This window comes from Nostoc sp. CCY 9925, from assembly GCF_963920935.1.
GTDB lineage: Bacteria > Cyanobacteriota > Cyanobacteriia > Cyanobacteriales > Nostocaceae > Nostoc.
The window spans coordinates 1-17750 of record NZ_CAWUDO010000083.1 but is presented as its reverse complement, the minus strand read 5'-3'; the positions used below and the strand labels follow the sequence as shown (position 1 = coordinate 17750).

At 39.5% G+C, this 17750-nt stretch carries 11 protein-coding genes; 4 read left to right on the top strand and 7 right to left on the bottom strand.

Annotated elements, in window-relative coordinates; translation table 11 throughout:
• Positions 1-72: 72 nt before the first annotated feature.
• The 3 genes from ACM0OY_RS30055 to ACM0OY_RS30045 all read left to right on the top strand — a co-directional run bounded on the left by ACM0OY_RS30055 (position 73) and on the right by ACM0OY_RS30045 (position 7869).
• Entirely contained in the window at positions 73-6381 is a 6309-nt protein-coding gene (locus ACM0OY_RS30055; RefSeq protein WP_414572430.1) for a PAS domain S-box protein, read from the top strand.
• Between the two features lie 6 nt (positions 6382-6387).
• Positions 6388-7011: a response regulator transcription factor gene (locus ACM0OY_RS30050; protein WP_322731653.1), complete on the top strand. Its 624-nt coding sequence runs from the start codon at positions 6388-6390 to the stop codon at positions 7009-7011.
• Between the two features lie 231 nt (positions 7012-7242).
• Positions 7243-7869: a DsbA family protein gene (locus ACM0OY_RS30045; protein WP_414572429.1), complete on the top strand. Its 627-nt coding sequence runs from the start codon at positions 7243-7245 to the stop codon at positions 7867-7869.
• Between the two features lie 332 nt (positions 7870-8201).
• On the opposite strand, the gene ACM0OY_RS30040 is transcribed toward ACM0OY_RS30045, so the two are convergent.
• From ACM0OY_RS30040 to ACM0OY_RS30020, 5 genes are all read right to left on the bottom strand, one after another.
• The gene (locus ACM0OY_RS30040) at positions 8202-9485 is read right to left on the bottom strand and encodes a transposase (protein ID WP_414572428.1); all 1284 of its coding nucleotides are present in this window, start codon (positions 9483-9485) and stop codon (positions 8202-8204) included.
• Positions 9391-10158: an IS630 family transposase gene (locus ACM0OY_RS30035; RefSeq protein ID WP_414572427.1), complete on the bottom strand. Its 768-nt coding sequence runs from the start codon at positions 10156-10158 to the stop codon at positions 9391-9393. Before ACM0OY_RS30035 ends, ACM0OY_RS30040 begins: the two co-directional genes overlap by 95 nt.
• Positions 10145-10513 carry a helix-turn-helix domain-containing protein gene (locus ACM0OY_RS30030; RefSeq protein ID WP_414572426.1) on the bottom strand — a complete coding sequence of 123 codons (369 nt, stop codon included), beginning with the start codon at positions 10511-10513 and terminating at the stop codon, positions 10145-10147. The genes ACM0OY_RS30035 and ACM0OY_RS30030 overlap by 14 nt, the downstream gene beginning before the upstream one ends.
• Before the next feature lie 27 nt (positions 10514-10540).
• Positions 10541-13117, bottom strand: coding sequence for an AAA family ATPase (locus ACM0OY_RS30025; RefSeq protein WP_414572425.1), 2577 nt, complete (start codon positions 13115-13117; stop codon positions 10541-10543).
• 620 nt (positions 13118-13737) lie between these two features.
• Entirely contained in the window at positions 13738-13869 is a 132-nt protein-coding gene (locus ACM0OY_RS30020; RefSeq protein WP_414572424.1) for a hypothetical protein, read from the bottom strand.
• A 21-nt stretch (positions 13870-13890) separates the two neighbouring features.
• On the opposite strand from ACM0OY_RS30020, the gene ACM0OY_RS30015 reads away from it, so the two are divergent.
• Complete coding sequence (locus ACM0OY_RS30015) at positions 13891-14022, top strand: ATP-binding protein (RefSeq protein WP_414572440.1); 132 nt, start codon at positions 13891-13893, stop codon at positions 14020-14022.
• Between the two features lie 49 nt (positions 14023-14071).
• Here ACM0OY_RS30015 and ACM0OY_RS30010 read toward each other — a convergent pair whose 3' ends face one another.
• Together ACM0OY_RS30010 and ACM0OY_RS30005 are read right to left on the bottom strand one after the other, a co-directional pair.
• A complete protein-coding gene (locus ACM0OY_RS30010) occupies positions 14072-15328 on the bottom strand; it encodes a response regulator (protein ID WP_414572423.1) in 1257 nt (418 codons plus the stop codon).
• 63 nt (positions 15329-15391) lie between these two features.
• The coding region (locus ACM0OY_RS30005; RefSeq protein WP_414572422.1) for an MASE1 domain-containing protein at positions 15392-17750 on the bottom strand (2359 nt) is incomplete at its 5' end.

Genomic DNA, 17750 nt, shown 5'->3' with positions numbered 1-17750 from the left:
CCCTTAAGATTTTTTTTACGAATCAGCTCCTTAAATTAGAGTTGTTAATTACACTCATTGGGAGAAAGCTGAATGATTACCCTACCTGGAGTTGTCATCTTAAGCAAAATCTATGAAAGTCCAGCAACTCTAGTGTATCGGGGTATTAGAGAGCAAGATAACTGTGCAGTTGTTGCTAAAGTCCTCAAGCAAGATTATCCCTCTCCCCAAGAATTAACTCGCTACAAGCAGGAATATGAAATTACCCATTCCCTCAACATCGAAGGTGTAGTTAAGGCATACAGCCAGCAGGACTATCAACGCACGCTCGTTATCCTTCTAGAAGATTTTGGCGGCGAGTCTTTAGAACGCTTGCGGCAGCAACAATCCGACTTCTACCCTATGCCCTTATCGAATTTTCTTGGGCTGGCGATCGCCATTACAGAGATTCTGGGCAGAATCCATGCTGCTAACATCATTCATAAAGATATCAATCCTAGTAACATCGTCCTGAATCCAAATACTGGCGTTGTCAAAATGATTGATTTTGGTATTGCCACTCGATTCAGCCGCACCAATCCAACATTTAAAAGTCTTCATCTTCTAGAAGGAACCCTTGCCTACTTATCTCCAGAGCAAACCGGGCGCATGAACCGGATGCTCGACTACCGCAGCGATTTTTACTCGCTAGGTGCAACATTTTACGAACTTTTGACCGGAAAGTTGCCGTTTCCCACCAGCGACATCCTAGAACTAGTTCATTGCCATATTGCCAAAACACCTGTTCCCCCGCACGAACTGAATTCAAAGATTCCCAAACCTGTTTCCGACATAATTTTGAAGCTGATGGCGAAAAATGCGGAAGATCGCTATCAGAGTGCTTGGGGCATCAAAGCGGATTTAGAATGCTGCGCCCAGCTATTAGCAGAAATTGGTCAAATCGATCGCATTCAATTAGGTCTTCAAGATATTTCCCAGCAATTTCAAATTCCTCAAAAACTGTACGGACGAGAAGCCCAAATTGAAGCATTATTAGCGACATTTGACAGAGTAGCCGCAAGGAAAGAGCGAGAAAATGCTCAATTCAACGTCGAAATGATGTTGGTTTCTGGTTACGCTGGAATTGGCAAATCAGCATTGGTGCAGGAACTTTACAAACCCATCACGGCAAAGCACGGCTATTTTATTTGGGGTAAGTTTGACCAATTCGAGCGAAATATTCCCTACAGCGCGATCGCCCATGCCCTGCAAAAATTGGTACAGCAACTACTCGGGGAACCAGACGAGCAGTTGCAACAGTGCCGATCGCGTTTGCTTACGGCATTGGGAAGCAACGGAAAAATTATAATTGATGTCATCCCCGAAGTTGAATTAATTATTGGCAAGCAGCCGCCCGTACCCTCTGTCGGAGCAACCCAAGCTCAAAATCGCTTCAATCTCGTCTTTCAAAATTTTTTGCGGGTGTTTTGTTCAAAAGAACATCGCCTGGCAATCTTCTTAGACGATTTACAGTGGATTGACTCCGCAACGCTGAAGTTAATCGAGTTAATATTACTCGACGAGCAAAACCAATATCTATTTTTGATTGGAGCCTATCGAGATAATGAAGTAACTCCAACGCATCCATTGGTATTGACGTTAGAGAAACTGCGAAAACAAGGGGCAGTGTTTCAGGAGATTACTTTAGCACCCTTAACGCTAGAACCGTTAAGTCAATTGATTGCCGATACGCTACATCGCAATATTGACACAGTGCGTTCTCTAGCCCAATTAGTATTACGAAAAACTGAGGGTAATCCCTTCTATGTCAATGAATTTTTGCGAGTGCTCTATAGCGAAAATCTATTGACATTTGATACTAAACAGTTAAGTTGGCAGTGGGACATTGCTCAGATTGAAGCCCAAGATATTGCTGATAATGTAGTGGATTTGCTGCTTTTAAAGCTGAAGAAACTGCCAGAAGAAATACGGCAAATACTTCGCTTAGCCGCTTGTGTTGGCTCTGAATTTAATTTAGAAACTTTAGCGATCGCTTGTGAAAAATCGCCGAAAGCAATTTCTCTAGATTTACTAGCAGCCATCCAAGCTGGATTCATTCAACCTATATCTGAATTAGATGAAAACTTGTTAGTTCAAGATTATAAATTTTTGCACGATCGCGTTCAGCAAGCTGCTTATGCTTTAATTGACGAATCTCAAAAACAAGCCGTGCATCTCCAAATCGGTCGCAATTTACTCTCAAAAACTTTACCAGAGCAACTAACAAACAGGCTATTTGAAATTGTCGATCATCTCAATTATGGGGTTGAGTTTGTTGCTAACGAAGCCAAACGAACTGAAATTGCCAGATTGAATTTAATGGCAGGTAAAAAAGCCAAAGCCTCAGCAGCCTATAAACCTGCCCTAAATTACCTCGAAATTGGCATGGGATTACTAGAGTCTTCTAGTTGGCAAACGCAGTATCAATTAACCTTAGCTATATATGAAACAGCAGCAGAAACAGCTTATCTTTTGGGCAATTTCGAGCAGATGGAAAGATTGGTTCAAATTGTGCTGGAACGTTCCAAAACCATCTTGGATCGAGTCAAAATAACAGAAGTAAAGATCGTAGCTTTACTTGCTCAAACTAAGCTAAAGCAAGCATTGGACATCGGAATGCTCATGCTACGGCAGTTGAAACTGAAATTGCCCGAACAACCAACCATTTTTCATGTACTGATGGGATTGCTGAAAATTAAATTGGTTTTGGTGGGAAAACAAATTTCAGACTTAGCCAGTTTGCCTCAAATGACCCAGCCTGACAAAATAGCTGCTCTATCTATTTTAGAAGGCATAGGAACCTCTGCGTACTATACCGATCCTCACCTCTTCTCATTAATTACGTTCGAGCAAATTATTTTATCTGTCAAATACGGTAATAGTCCCGTGTCTATTGCTGCTTATGCTGGCTATGGAATCATTCTGTGCGGGGTGTTTGGAGATATTGAATCTGGCTACGAATTCGGGCAATTGGCGTTGCAACTACTAGAGCAACTCAGTACCAAAGAATTCACCGCTAAAATACTATTTATAGTTAATGCTTTAATTAGTCATTGGAAAGTACCTGTAAAAGAAACATTATCGCCTCTGTTACAAGCATACAAGAGCGGGCTGGAAACTGGAGATTTAGAGTTTGCGGCGGTGGCGGCTCATGTCTATTGCTATCATTCATACTTTATTGGTAAGGAATTGTCAGAACTAGAGTCTGAAATGACGATTTATGAGGAAACGCTCAGACAGTTGAAACAAGAGCAAACTCTGCTTTTGTTTCAATCGTTTCATCAAGCCGTCCTTAATTTATTAGATCGAGCAGAACACCCTTGTAATTTGATAGGAAATGTTTATAACGAGCAGATATTGTTGCCCAGTCTCATCCAAAGGGGCGATCGCACTTCAATTGTTGGGCTGTACTTAAATAAGTTAATACTCTGTTATTTATTTGGGCAGTACTCTGAAGCAGTATTTAATGCCTCGAAAGCACAGACTTATCTAGACGGTATCGTTGCAACCTTTGCCTTAACCTACTTTTATTTTTATGATTCTCTGGCAGGGCTTGCTTTATATTCTCATAGTCCTCGATCGCAACAAAAGCGATGTCTGAACCAAGTCAATAAAAATCAGAAAAAGATAAAAAAATGGGCGCATCATTCTCCAGTAAATCTTTGGCACAAATATTATTTAGTAGAAGCAGAAATATATCGAGTTTTAGGCAAAAATCTTGAAGCAATGGATTGCTACGATCGCGCTATTGCCCTCGCCAAAGAACACGAATATCTTAACGAAGCGGCTCTAGCTTACGAACTTGCAGCTAAATTTTATTGCGATCGCGCTAAAGAATTAAGTGCTAAAGCTTATATGCAGGAAGCTCGTTATTACTATCAATTATGGGGTGCAACCGCTAAAGTTAAAGACTTAGAGACTCGCTATCCGCAATTTTTCTCTCAGTCGTCTAGGGTAGATACTACATCAACCCCCACTACTTCTAAAACTAGCTCTAATACCTCGAACATCGCTTTAGATTTAGCAGCGGTAATGAAAGCATCCCAGGCGATTTCTCGTGAAATTGAATTAGAGCAGTTGCTTCGTTCCTTAATGCAGATATTAATTGAGAATGCTGGCGCTCAAACCGGATTTCTAATTTTGGAAAACGCAGGAGAATGGGTAATTGAAGCGACTGGTCAACTAAATGATAGTGATGATGAGAATGTCCATACTACACAAGTACTGCAATCCGTTCCGATTATAAATCGCCTGCCTGAATCAATTATTAATTATGTCATTCGTACTCATGAAACTGTTATCTTAAACGACGCAATTGGTGAAGGTGTTTTTATCAAAGATCCATATATTCAACAAAATAAAACTAAATCTATTTTCTGTTTACCGCTACTCAATCAAGCTAAATTAGTCGGCGTGTTGTATTTAGAAAATCAATTAGCAGTCGGAGCATTTACACCAGAGCGATCGCAAGTTTTGCATTTATTATCGACTCAGGCAGCGATCGCGATCGAAAATGCTAAACTCTACTCAAAGCTGCGTGCTAGCGAAAGCAAGATGACTCAATTTCTCGAAGCTGTGCCAGTGGGAATTGGAGTTGTAGATGCGGTAGGTCACCCATACTACTCCAATCAACGGGCAATTCAGCTATTGGGTAAAGGAATCGATTCTACAGTGACACCGGATCGACTTGCAGAAGTTTATCAAATTTATTTAGCGGGAACAGCTCGACCCTATCCGACTGAGAAAATGCCGATTGTGCGCGCATTGAGCGGCGAACGTACTAAGGTTGATGACGTAGAAATTCGCTCCGACAACGCCAAAATTCCAGTCGAGGTGTGGGGAACTCCAGTTTATGACGAACAAGGCAATGTAGTCTATGCGATCGCCACCTTTCAAGACATTACCGAACGCAAACAAGCCGAGAAACTCCTAGCTGACTATAACCGGACTTTAGAGCAACAGGTCGCCGAACGAACAGCAGCGTTACAGAAAAGTGAAGCGAATTATCGCAACTTAGTTCAAACCGCAAACTCAATCATTCTTCGCTGTGATGCACAAGGACGGATTCAATACCTGAATGATTACGGGCTGAGATTTTTTGGCTATGAGGAACATCAGATTTTAGGGCGTACCTTACTCGAAACAATCCTTCCAGAAATCGAAACCTCTGGGCGCAATCTTAAACAATTCATCCACAATGTATATTACAATCGTCTCGACCCTACCTCTTACCAGCAAATGGAGAATGAAAACCAGTGCCGAGACGGCAGACGGGTTTGGGTTGCCTGGTCAAATCAAGCCATTTTGGATGAACAGGGAGATTTAGTTGAAATTTTATCGGTTGGCAATGACATCACCCAGCGCAAACAAGCAGAAAAAGCCCTACAGCGCAGTGAAACGAAGTTCCGCAACATCTTTGAAAACTCACAGGTCGGCATCTTTCGATCGCGCCTCTCGGATGGATTAGCTCTCGATGCGAATCAACGCATTGCAGAGTTGTTTGGCTTTAATTCACCCGATGAGATGATTGGGATCGTACATTCCCCAGACTTTTTTGTAAATCTCAGGGATCACCAACATTTCGTTGAGTTGCTGAAGCGTGATGGTAACCTGCAAAACGTTGAAATTCAAATGCGAAAACGAGACGGCACAGCGTTTTGGGGGCTTAACTCTTTTCATCTGAATGCAACCGATGGATATATGGAAGGTGTGATTACTGATATTAGCGATCGCAAATGTGCCGAGGAAGCTTCGATTTTGGAAGAACGCAACCGGATGGCACGGGAAATTCACGATACGTTAGCGCAAGCCTTTACAGGCATTGTGTTGCATAACGGCACAGCGATAGAGCTAATGACAAAGAAACCACAGACGGCTCAGGCACACATGGAAACGGTGGATGAATTAGCCCGCACTGGACTGACTGAAGCGCGGCGATCGGTGGCGGCGTTGCGACCTAAACTGTTAGAGGAGGGAGACTTATTGAGTGCCCTCACACACCTAACCACGCAAATGGAATCTTCCACCGATAGCCATATTACCTGTGAAGTCATCGGTACAGCCTACTCTTTATCACCTGATGTGGAGAATAATCTACTACGCATTGGACAAGAAGCCTTAACCAATGCGATTAAATATGCCCATGCCACAGAGATTCAAGTTGAATTAGTATACGAGCAAATGCAGTGCTGTTTGCGAATTAGAGACAACGGGCAGGGATTTGACACTAACCAAATCATGATGAATCAAGGATTTGGCTTATTGGGGATGAGCGAACGGGCAGAGCGTATTGGCGGTGAACTGAACGTCAACAGTCAGCCTGGTCAAGGTACAGAAATTGTTGTCATCGTGAATCGGGAGTAAGCTGTCATGAGTTTAGTCATTCGCATTCTGATTGTTGAAGATCATGCCATCGTCCAGCAAGGATTAGCAGCTATCATCAATGAAGAATCTGATATGGCTGTTGTCGGTCAAGCCAAAGACGGGATTGAGGGGATCGCATTATTCCGCCAAACGCAACCCGATGTCACCCTCATGGACTTACGAATGCCCCAAATGGGAGGCGTTGAAGCGATTATTACGATTTGCGCGGAATTTGAAACAGCTCGCATCATGGTATTGACAACTTATGACGGAGATGAGGATATTTATCAAGGGCTACGGGCAGGGGCAAAGGGATATCTGCTTAAAGACTGTAGACCTTGCGAATTGCGAACCGCTATTCGTACCATTCATGAAGGGCAACAATATATTCCACCGCATGTTGCTGCCAAATTAGTACAGCGCATGAATCATCCAGAATTGAGCCAGCGTGAGTTAGAGGTGCTTCAATTGGTGGCACAGGGCATGAGCAACCTGGAGATTGGTACTACTTTGAATGTTAGCGAAAGCACGGTCAAATCTAATATCAACCGGATTTTAAGCAAGTTAGGGGCTAAAGATCGCACCCAGGCAACCATTATTGCTTTAAAGCGAGGAATTGCTAGCCTTTAATCTCATTATTCCAACTTAAGTTAGAATAAATCTCAACTTAAGTACAGTTGAATCTTAGTACTTCAGATCGCTCAGAGGCGATCTTTTTGCTACTTAAAATATGGACTCAGAATTGATGACAGCTTGAAACTGACTCGATATATTAAGTCATATAGATGTTAGTCAGGATTGACAAAAGGAAATTTCACAGTGCCACTTGTACAGTGAATGCTTTTTTCGTCGAGGTTTAGAATGAGTGACGATATTTCTGCCCAACCAACTGGTGATACGCACAGCGTCAAGCGTTCGACTGAGCGCTCACGCCGAAGTCCTCCGGCTTATCGCAATCAATTAGCTGTACTACCATCCCAGCGAGATCGTCGCCAAGGATCGCTGAATGCCAAAGTTGTGCTTGTTGAGTATGGGGATTATCAGTGTCCTCGATGTGGAGAACTTCATACCTTAATTCGAGCGGTGCAAGAACAGCTCAACACATCCGATCAAAACGATCTCTGCTTTGTGTACAGGCATTTTCCTCAGCCTCAAATTCATCCTCAAGCTCAAAAGGCAGCAGCGGCAGCAGAAGCAGCGGCAGCGCAGGGACAATTCTGGCAGATGCATGACATTTTGTTCGCCCATCAGCAAGAGCTGGGAGATGGCTATCTAGCGGAATATGCTGACAATTTAGAGCTTGATGTCACTCAGTTTGTTCGAGATCTGTACAGACAAGTGCATGTTGCTCGCATCAATGAAGATATTGAAAGTGGATTACAAAGTGGAGTAACGGCTGCCCCAGCCCTGTTTATCAATGCAATTCAGTATTCCGGACGCTGGAACATTGAGCAATTGAAAGCAGCTATTGTCGCTGCAAGTCATTAAATTCCTCGATCCTGGACTCTAATTACTCCCGGTTCGCCCATTTTTTCCTGAGTTAGAAGAAAGGCCGGGGCGAACGCATCTTATTTAGTAATTCCTAGCGTGGCAAAACTTACTAGAGAAGAGCGGAAATCCTGTAATCTTGACCTTGTAGCGAAATAATAGTGCAAAAACTTGGCAAGAAAAAGTCTAAAACCAGAGGCAACATCGTTTGAAGTACTCGATTGTGTTCAAAAAAAATGTCCTTCGTGCGGTCAAGCAATGTGGAATGAATACAATAATCCTCGACATATAAGAACGTTAAATGGGGTAGTAGAACCAATACCTCTGCCAAATTAAGAGGGTTCAACGCCTGTAGAAACGTTATGGATACGTCCTAAAGAAGTAAGCTTGGCAAAAATCTGGGTTAATAAAATAGGCTCAGGGATTTCTGGAAGCATTTTTAAGATTTCATGGACATATCGAAAGCCACGATAATGAGCCTTAAGGTCAATAATGCCGGAGTCGGGATTAAGGATGCGGAAATCAGCGAGAAGATGATGAGATAAATTAACCATAAAGAATGCTAGATTAGCAGCATTAGTCACCGCAGTTTGACCGATGTTCATAAAGTCTTCCAATCCCCAAAATTGCTTGGCATCACGGAAGTTAAACTCGATTTGAAAGCGCAGTTTGTAGTAGTCAATTATTTTCTCAGATGACAATTTTAGGTCACTAGAAAAAAGAATGACGTGACTGCAAGCATTAGTTTTGAGATTGGTTTTCACCAAAATAACTACATTCAGAGGCTGGGCAAATTCTTTGTGCAGTAAACTAGCTTGGTAAGTATCGGTTTGGATATCCTCTTCAATAATACTTTGACGCAAATATTCATCAGAAATATTACGCCAGTCTAGTTTATCTCCGTATTTACGGTGTGAACGATGATTGGGGTCAGGATTTTGGTAAGGTATGTATAATGCTGAATCCTGGCGTAACTTGGAAATTATATGCAAGTTGGCCTGTCGAGCCATCTGCAAAGCATTATTATTTCCAAAATGACCATCTAAGACTAAGTAAGTGAGTGGGATAAAGTTAGCTATCAACTTCATTACCTCATTAATCATCTTCTTAATTCTTAATAATTCAGATGTGAGAATTACTTCGGTCTTGTTTTTGTTTTTACTTCCTTTTGGTCGTCCACGTCCACGTTTTTCTTTGGCTTTTATTTCTGGTCTTGGCGATACACTACTTTTTTCTATATCGCTCCTTATCACCTGTTCTATTTGAATCGGAAATGAGTGTCTTTGTTCAACACTTACTAATGATAATGTAAAGAAAGATAGTCCTAATATTGGTTTACTTACTAGGCTGGAAAAGAATCTATCCAACCCATAAGTATGTTTCCCTGATTTGCTGACTACAACTTCGTCTCCTGCAAGCAAATATACCTCATTTGCTCGAAACAAATGCTTGCGGAAAAATAGCCAAAACAACGTCGCCCAAGGGATTACTGTATGAAAAAACCGCAACATCGTTCGATAACTACCACCAATGCCTGCCCAACGGGAGATTCCCAATATAGTGACTCGACCGCTCATTGCTAACATGGCCATGATCATCTGGTTCATTCGGCGCATCGTCGTCGCGTTGATCTGCGGTAGAAGGCATTGTAACAGTGATAGGATATCGAACATGGGCGAATTGTGGCTTTTGAGTCGTCGTTTGGGAAGACAACAACTCTACTACAGAGCGCCCTCTCTCTTCATACTCTTTTTTTGGCAACGGTATTGATACCTGATTAAGCGCTTCTTTGGTTCGAGCTTTTGTTGTACGCAAACATTGCTTGATTTTTGACCAACATAATTCGATTGGAGACAAATCGGGTGAATAAGGAGGTAAAAAAACTAATTTTGCACCAACAGATTCAATAGCATCTTGAATTACCTGTGCGTGATGTACCGATAAATTATCCATGAGCACGAATGCTCCCACCCACAGCTGAGGTACAAGAATCTCCTGAACGTAGGTCAAAAACACGTCTGTGTTCACACTACCGGGAATACTCATACTAGCAATTAGTCCATCCATACTCAGTGCCCCGATCAATGATATATTTTGTCCTCGATTCTTAGGGCAAGAGTCGTATAAGCGTTCTCCACGTGGTGCGCGACCATAGTTTCGAGTCATTCCCAAGTTCAGACCTGACTCGTCTATAAATATTAAATTGTGAGGGTCAACGCTCAAAACCCAATCCCGATAATCAAAACGCATCTGTTTGATTCGTGGGCTGTCTTGCTCACTGGCATACAAAGTTTTTTTTATTGGTCAATTCTAACCGTTGAACTGCACGGTGCATAGTTGATATGCTTACACTGATGCCACTGCGTTCGGCTAAACGCTCACATAATTCCGAGAGTATGGCATCCGGCTGTTCATCTACTAACTGCTGCACAGCAGGTAAGTTTTCAATTTTTATTTTAGCGTTCGCTCCACCTGCGTGAGCCAAGGCATTTACTTTTCCTGTCTTTTTATGACTACGTATAAGTCGTTGAACAAACGATAAGCTAACTTGAAAGCGGTCAGCTAGTTGTCTTTGTGACCCAAGTTTTGCTTGATGAGCATCAACCACACGTTGGCGTAGATCCGTTGAGTAGGGGGCAGGCATTTACGAGCAAGTATTTTTATTGCGTCTCTATTTTACCCTTATCTGTAGTCTACTCAACTGAAAACCGCTGTAAAACTGGATCTGTAATTGATAAGCTTTGACTAGATCCAGCAGATTAGTGGCTTTTTCTAAAACTGTTTCAGTTAAGATGGCTGCGCGTTTAAAGTTAGCATTTAGGTATTGTAATTCTACGCTTTCTAGATGCAGTGCCAGCATCAGGTCGTAGTTACTTTCCCAACTTGATGAGTTAAGCAATTCTAGTCCGACTGTTGCATAACTCAAAGCAGCTTCGTATGCTGATGCTGCTTTTGCTTTTTGGCTAGCGATTAAATTTAATTTTGCTAGTCTATCTTTTTTGGACTGTTCGCAAATAAACTCAGTACCAAAATTTAGATGATTAACAATATCAAAAATCTTTTCTTCAATCTCTTCTGTTTGGTAAGAATCTAATAATAGTTGCCCAATTTTTAGGTGAGTTTGTTTTCTTCGAGATTCTGGGATGAGGGAATAAGCTGCTTGCTGGATGCGATCGTGTAAAAACTTATATGAAACTTTTAATTTCTGGGAAGCTATAGAGCTATATGTGCTTTCGTCAAAAAACAACGGAGCTTTATAGTTATCACTTAGTGGCAAAATTAAACCTGCTTGCAGTGCTTCCCATAAATCAGATGCGGTTTCTGACTGAGATTTTTCATTGACAATTGCTAGAATATTTATACTAAAGCGATTTCCTATACAAGCAGATAATTTTAAAACTTCTTGCGTTTCTTTAGGTAATTTTTTAATATTTCTCGCAATTAATTCTATGGCATCATAATCTGTAATACCAACCGTCTGGATTTGATTGATTTGCCACTGCCATACTCCACTATTAAAATCAAAATTTAATAGTTTTTCCTGATACATTGTTTGGAGTAGTTGGTTGATGAAAAAAGGATTACCTTGAGTTTTGCTAAAAATTAAATTAGCTAAGGCTTTTGTTTTTTCTGTAGTGATATGGAAGGTATCAACTATTAATTCATGAACATTTCCAAGATTTAAAGGTTGTAAGAGGATATTGTTTATGACTGTTCCTGATTGTTGAATTTCATTTAAAGTTTGAAACAAATAATGAGTCGAGATAATTTCATTATCTCGATAAGCTCCAATCATTAATAAATATTGGCTACCAGGTTCAACCATCAGCATCTTAATCAACTTTAGCGATGCTAAATCTGCCCATTGCAAATCATCTAAAAATAAAACGAGTGGGTGTTCTTTTTGAGTAAACACCTGAATAAATTTTTGAAATACCGTATTAAAGCGATTTTGTGATTCAGTTGCTCCTAGCTGTGGAACAGATGGCTGTTGACCAACTATTTTTTCAATTTCGGGAATAACATCAATAATAACTTGACCAATGTCGCCAAATGCTTTTAAAAGTTTTTGTTTCCAAATAAGTATTTTTTCATAATTTTCTGTTAATAATTGTTGGGTTAATTCCTGAAATGATTGAATTAAACCTGCATAAGGAACGTTACGCTTAAATTGATCGAATTTACCAGATATAAAATACCCGCGTTGCCGGATAATGGGTTTATGAATTTCATTAACCAAGCAAGATTTACCAATCCCTGCATAACCAGAGACTAACATCATCTCGGTTGTTCCTGCGCTTACTCGGTCAAAAGCTGATATAAGACATGCTACTTCTTGTTCGCGCCCATACAGTTTTTGAGGAATAGTAAACTGACTAAATTTATCTAATTGGCCAGGAATAAAATTGTCAATTTTGCCATTAGTTATTAACTGTTTAAGACAAGTTTCTAAATCTGCTTTTAGCCCTAAGCCACTTTGGTATCTTTCTTCAGCAGTTTTAGATAATAATTTGATTATTATATTAGATAATGCCTCTGGAATCTGTGGGTTAACTTGATGAGGGGGTAGAGGTTGTTTTGCAATATGAGCGTGAATTATTTCTAAGGGATCGGTGCAATAAAATGGTAACTTTGAGGTGAACAGTTCGTAGAAAGTTACGCCTAAAGAGTAAAAGTCTGTACGATAGTCAATCGACCTATTCATCCGCCCTGTTTGCTCTGGAGACATATAAGCAAGTGTGCCTTTGAGCAAATTCGGATTACTGATAATTGCATTTTCTTTTGATAAACGTGATGCAATGCTAAAATCAGTTATTTTAGCTTGCATTAGTTTAGGATTAATAATTATATTTTGTGGTTTAATATCTTTATGAATAATATGTTTTTCGTGTAAGCTGGCAATAATATCAGCAAGTTGAATGGCTATTTTTAAGCAATCTATGACATTAAGTTTAACATCATCTATATATTGTTTTAGATTTTGCCCTTCAATATCCTCTAAAACTAGAGTAATACAATTTTGAAAATTTTCTAATCTGTATACTTTGATAATACCAGGCAAATCTATAGAGCTAGAAATTTGGTACTCATGTTTAAATACTGTAACATATTCAAGATTAGAATATTCACTTTTAAGACTTTTTAAAATAACATTTTTCTGATTTGCAGTATCGTATGCTCTATAAACAACAGTTTCTAGACTGTCAGAAATTTTTTTTAGATTATTATATTTAAAGCTTGTAACCATCGTTTTCTATTTGAGTTATTTTTTTAAAGAATATTTTTGAACTGGTTAAATATTTATATTGTTAATATATGATAATGTATTTTTAAATGTTATAAATATAAAAATTAATAAATTATTGTATTTTAATTTCGAGTATAACAGTTGATTTTTTATTTACATAAATATGAGATTTTCTAAAATTACATTTACTAAAATACTCTTACAAAATTCATGTAATAGATTAATTTGTTATATTTTACTGGTTATAAAACTTGATTGTAATCGGCTAATATACTATTGTTTTGGAAATCTAGATCAACCAGCCTCTATGTAATTACCGTAGGAATTTAATTTCCAATTTAAAAAAATCTTGAGTAATAAGTGCTGAACATAGAGAAAATTTAATGTTCAGATAAGTTCAGTTAGCATTAAAAACAACAAAGTTATCTAATGCTATGCAAATAATCTGTGTTCCATCTCTATTTATTACACTTTATCTAAATTAATTTTTATTAACCCAGCTACAAATGCTTTATGTCAGTTTTGTTGCGTTCTATTTAATAAGTAATTTATCTAAGTATTACAGTGCTGAACAGTATTGAGCCGAGATACGGATACCGTTGGCGAATTCCCCAAACAGGTCAACTGAACCGATTGAGAATCTTCTGAGCAGTTTTATACCCAGTAGCTTGCTTACCTAACTTCAGTTCAGACAGGATGAAATACAAGCAAGCCTCACCGGGGCTATCAGCAGGGACTCGATAGAATGACATTGGTACAAGCTGTAGCGTCAAATCAATTCAAAAGGCACGGGCTTGGGGTTATCAATTAGCTATTCCATTATTGAGAAACATAAAGGGGAACTAAGTGTAATATCAGAACTAGGATCGGGAGCAGAATTTACACTTTTATTGCCCTTGAATTAGGTTTATTTTTTGAATCTGCTGGAGGAGCATTATGTTCCAACTCATGTTGTTATTGCAAAGGTAACACGATCGCAAATTCAGTTCCTTGATTGAGTGTGGAATTAACTTGAATTGCTCCTCCGTGCTTTTCTACTACAATTTGATTAGCGATCGCTAATCCCAGTCCAGTACCTTTACCAACTGTCTTCGTGGTGAATAGATAATTAAAAATCTGTTGTCTTACTTCCTCTGTCATACCAATGCCATTATCACAAATCCGAATTGTGACATAATTAGGGCTGCACACCTCGGTACAGATGTTGATTGTCAGGGAATCATTGACTCGCTTTCCTTCCTGCCAAATGTCTTCTAAAGCATCAACGGCATTAGCTAAGATATTCATGAACACCTGATTGAGTTGCCCCGGATAGCACTCAACTTTTGGTAAGGAAGCGTATTTTTTGATGATTTGAATTTCCGGTCGCTGTCCAACTCCTTTGAGGCGATGCCGCAAAATTAATAATGTATCGTTAAGTCCTTCATGGACATCAAACTTAATTTTTCCGGAAGTGTCAGTGCGGGCAAAGTTTCGCAGCGATACGGATATATCCTTAATTCGTTGTGTGCTAACCTGCATCGAGTTGAGGAGCTTTGGTAAATCTTCTAAGATAAACTCTAGATCTGTTTGTGCGATCGCGTCTTGAATTAGAGGCGGTAATTGGGAATAATTTTGCTGACATAATTGCAAGATTTCGGTGAGGTCGGCAACATACTCTTGTGCCGGATGAATATTGCTAATAATGCAGCTAATAGGATTATTCATTTCATGTGCTACCCCTGCTACCAATTGACCAAGCATAGACAGCTTTTCTTGTTGCACCAGCTGCATTTGTGCCTGTTCCAAAGCTGCTGTTCTATCTGTCACTCTTTGTTCAAGATTGTCGGTCAATTGCTTGAGTTGTAAATGCATTCGCACTCTGGCAATGACTTCTGCTTGTTCAAAAGGTTTGGGAATGTAATCAACGGCTCCTAACGAAAATCCTTTCATCTTATTTTCAGTATCCGCTAACGCAGTCATAAAAATAATGGGGATGTTTTGCGTTAATGGATCAGCTTTGAGTTTCTGGCAAGTCTCAAACCCATCTATTCCAGACATTTGCACATCTAACAAAATTAGAGCAGGTTGTTTATGCTGTACCATTTCAATTGCAGTTTCTCCATCTTCGGCAACTCGAACTGCAAACCCTGCACTTTTTAGCGCTTGTGATAGTACTGACAAATTAGTGGGATTATCATCAACAATTAAAACAAAATCAAAGTTTTTCATCGATCGAAAATAGTTTTTTATAGAAAGGATAAAAACCACTGTTTAAAATAGAATACAAACAAATTATTTGGCTTGATTTATCCACTGTTTTAATGCATCTCGCAATTTCTTGATTTGAAAATTTTCGGCAAGTTTAATTACTTTTTGAGCAAAATCAGAATAAATAAGACGATCGTTTTTCAAATCATTTACTTCCTGCAATATTTCATCGAGATTGCCATCTTTCGCCAACTCATACAAGCGAGTCAATATTTCAATAGAAGGTAAAGAAATATTTTCAGAATTCGACTGCAAATTAGTTGGGTTTTGATTTGCAACAATTTCTGATTTTGGTGTATAAATCCATACTAAATTTAGGTGTAATCGCAGTAATTCTAGTAAACTGTCAGCGACAACAGGCTTAGACAAGAAAGCAATAGCACCGACATCTAAACTCTGATTTTGGTCGTTTTCAAATACACTTGCAGAAGAAGCAATAATGGCTACATTTTTGAACCGCTCGGATTGCTTAATTTGCCGAATCAGTTCAAAGCCATCCATTACAGGCATAATTAAATCAGTGATAATCAAATTAGGTTGAGATGCAATAGCTCGATCGATCGCCTCTTGTCCATTACTAGCTTCGATTAATTTAAATCCTATCGGCTCTAATAAATTAAGAACTACCGAACGGTTTTCCCACTTGTCATCTACTACTAAAATAGTACGTTGTTCGCCCTGATAGCCTGTGATAGCTCCTTGTTGCATCACCCTAGAATTTGCAGCCCATTGTTTTGCTTCTGGGAACTCCACTTCAAAGTGAAAAATACTACCGCGATCGGGTTGACTTTCAACTTCTAAAGTGCTGCCCATAAGATTGACGATTTTTTGACTAATAGCTAATCCTAATCCAGTTCCTTGGGACTGTTTTTTTATATCTCCTACTTGTTCAAAGGGCAGGAAGATTTTCTGCAATTGCGCTGATGACATCCCAACCCCTGTATCTTTCACTTGAAAACGAATTTTATAATTAGTTATTAGTTGTGTTTCTTGGCTAATGACATCTACTTTTAAAGTTACTCCTCCTTTATCTGTAAACTTGATAGCATTTCCTAAAAGATTAATCAGAACTTGCCGCAGTCTTTTTTCATCAGCATGGATACCAACAGGGAGTTGAGTGTCGGGCTGATAATTGAAAGCAATGACTTTTTGATCGGCTTTAATACGACAGATTTCGACAACTCCTTCTAAAAATGAGGGCAAATGGAAATCGATTGGATGCAACTCCATTTTGCGGGCTTCGATTTTAGACAAATCCAGCACGTCGTTAATTAGAGTTAATAAATGAAAGCCGCATTGATGGATGATTTCAATTCCTTTTTGTCCTTTGTCTGTTAAGGGTTCAGTCCTTTGCAGGATTTGAGTATAGCCTAGTATGCCATTTAGTGGTGTGCGTAGTTCATGGCTCATATTGGCGAGAAATTCACTTTTGGCTTGATTAGCAACTTCAGCAATAGTTTTTGCTTCTTTGAGTTCAGCCGTTCGTTCTTCAACGCGTCGCTCTAGTTCATCATTGGCTTGCCGGAGGATCGCGGCCGATCTCTGGTTTTCATGAGTGACGGCAGAAATCACAAAGGTAGTAATAGCAATCACACAAATGAATGATTGCAGCAAAATAAGCGATTCATTGGGTGATAGTTGTTTGGCAAATGAACCGAAGCCATTAACAGTCCCAAAAACTGCAATTGCTGACACAATGAGTACAGCTAAAGTCGATATCCGCGCTTCAAATCGAAATGCAGCCCAAATTAACGGCGGAACGATCGTATATTCAATTGGGTATCCTCCTGAAAAGGTAACCCGAACAATCCCCATTATTGACAGTAAGACAAATATAAGTTCGAGAATTTGTCGCCGATGAAAGCTTCTTGGCGATGGCGACTTTTGCAACCATGCCAGTATTAAAGGTGTAATAACTAAAATGCCTGTGCTGTCTGATGTCAGCCAAGTTTGACAAACGTTGCTAAATACTGCCCAAGGTGCAATACCACTGATACAAAGTGTTAGCGCCGCTAGTATGGAACTGATGAGGGGACTAGGTAGAGTTAAAACTATAAATTTAAAAATATCTTGCGATCGCTCTAAGAAATTGTGCCGCTTGATAAACTTCTGAATCAAAAAAGTTGCAACAAAAGGAGTAATTAAATTAATAGCAGGAATAATACTACTGAGTATAAGATTGTTTTTAAAAAAAAGAATATAACTAACAGCAAAATCACTCAAAAATAAGATAGGCCAGACTCGATAGCCTACTAATAACATTCCTGCTAAGAAGACCCCAAACGAAGGCCAAATTGCTGAGGCACCACCAACGAATGTCATGGATAAACCAGGGCGAACGCATCTAAATGTAGTACATATATACTTAAAGAAGCTTAATCGC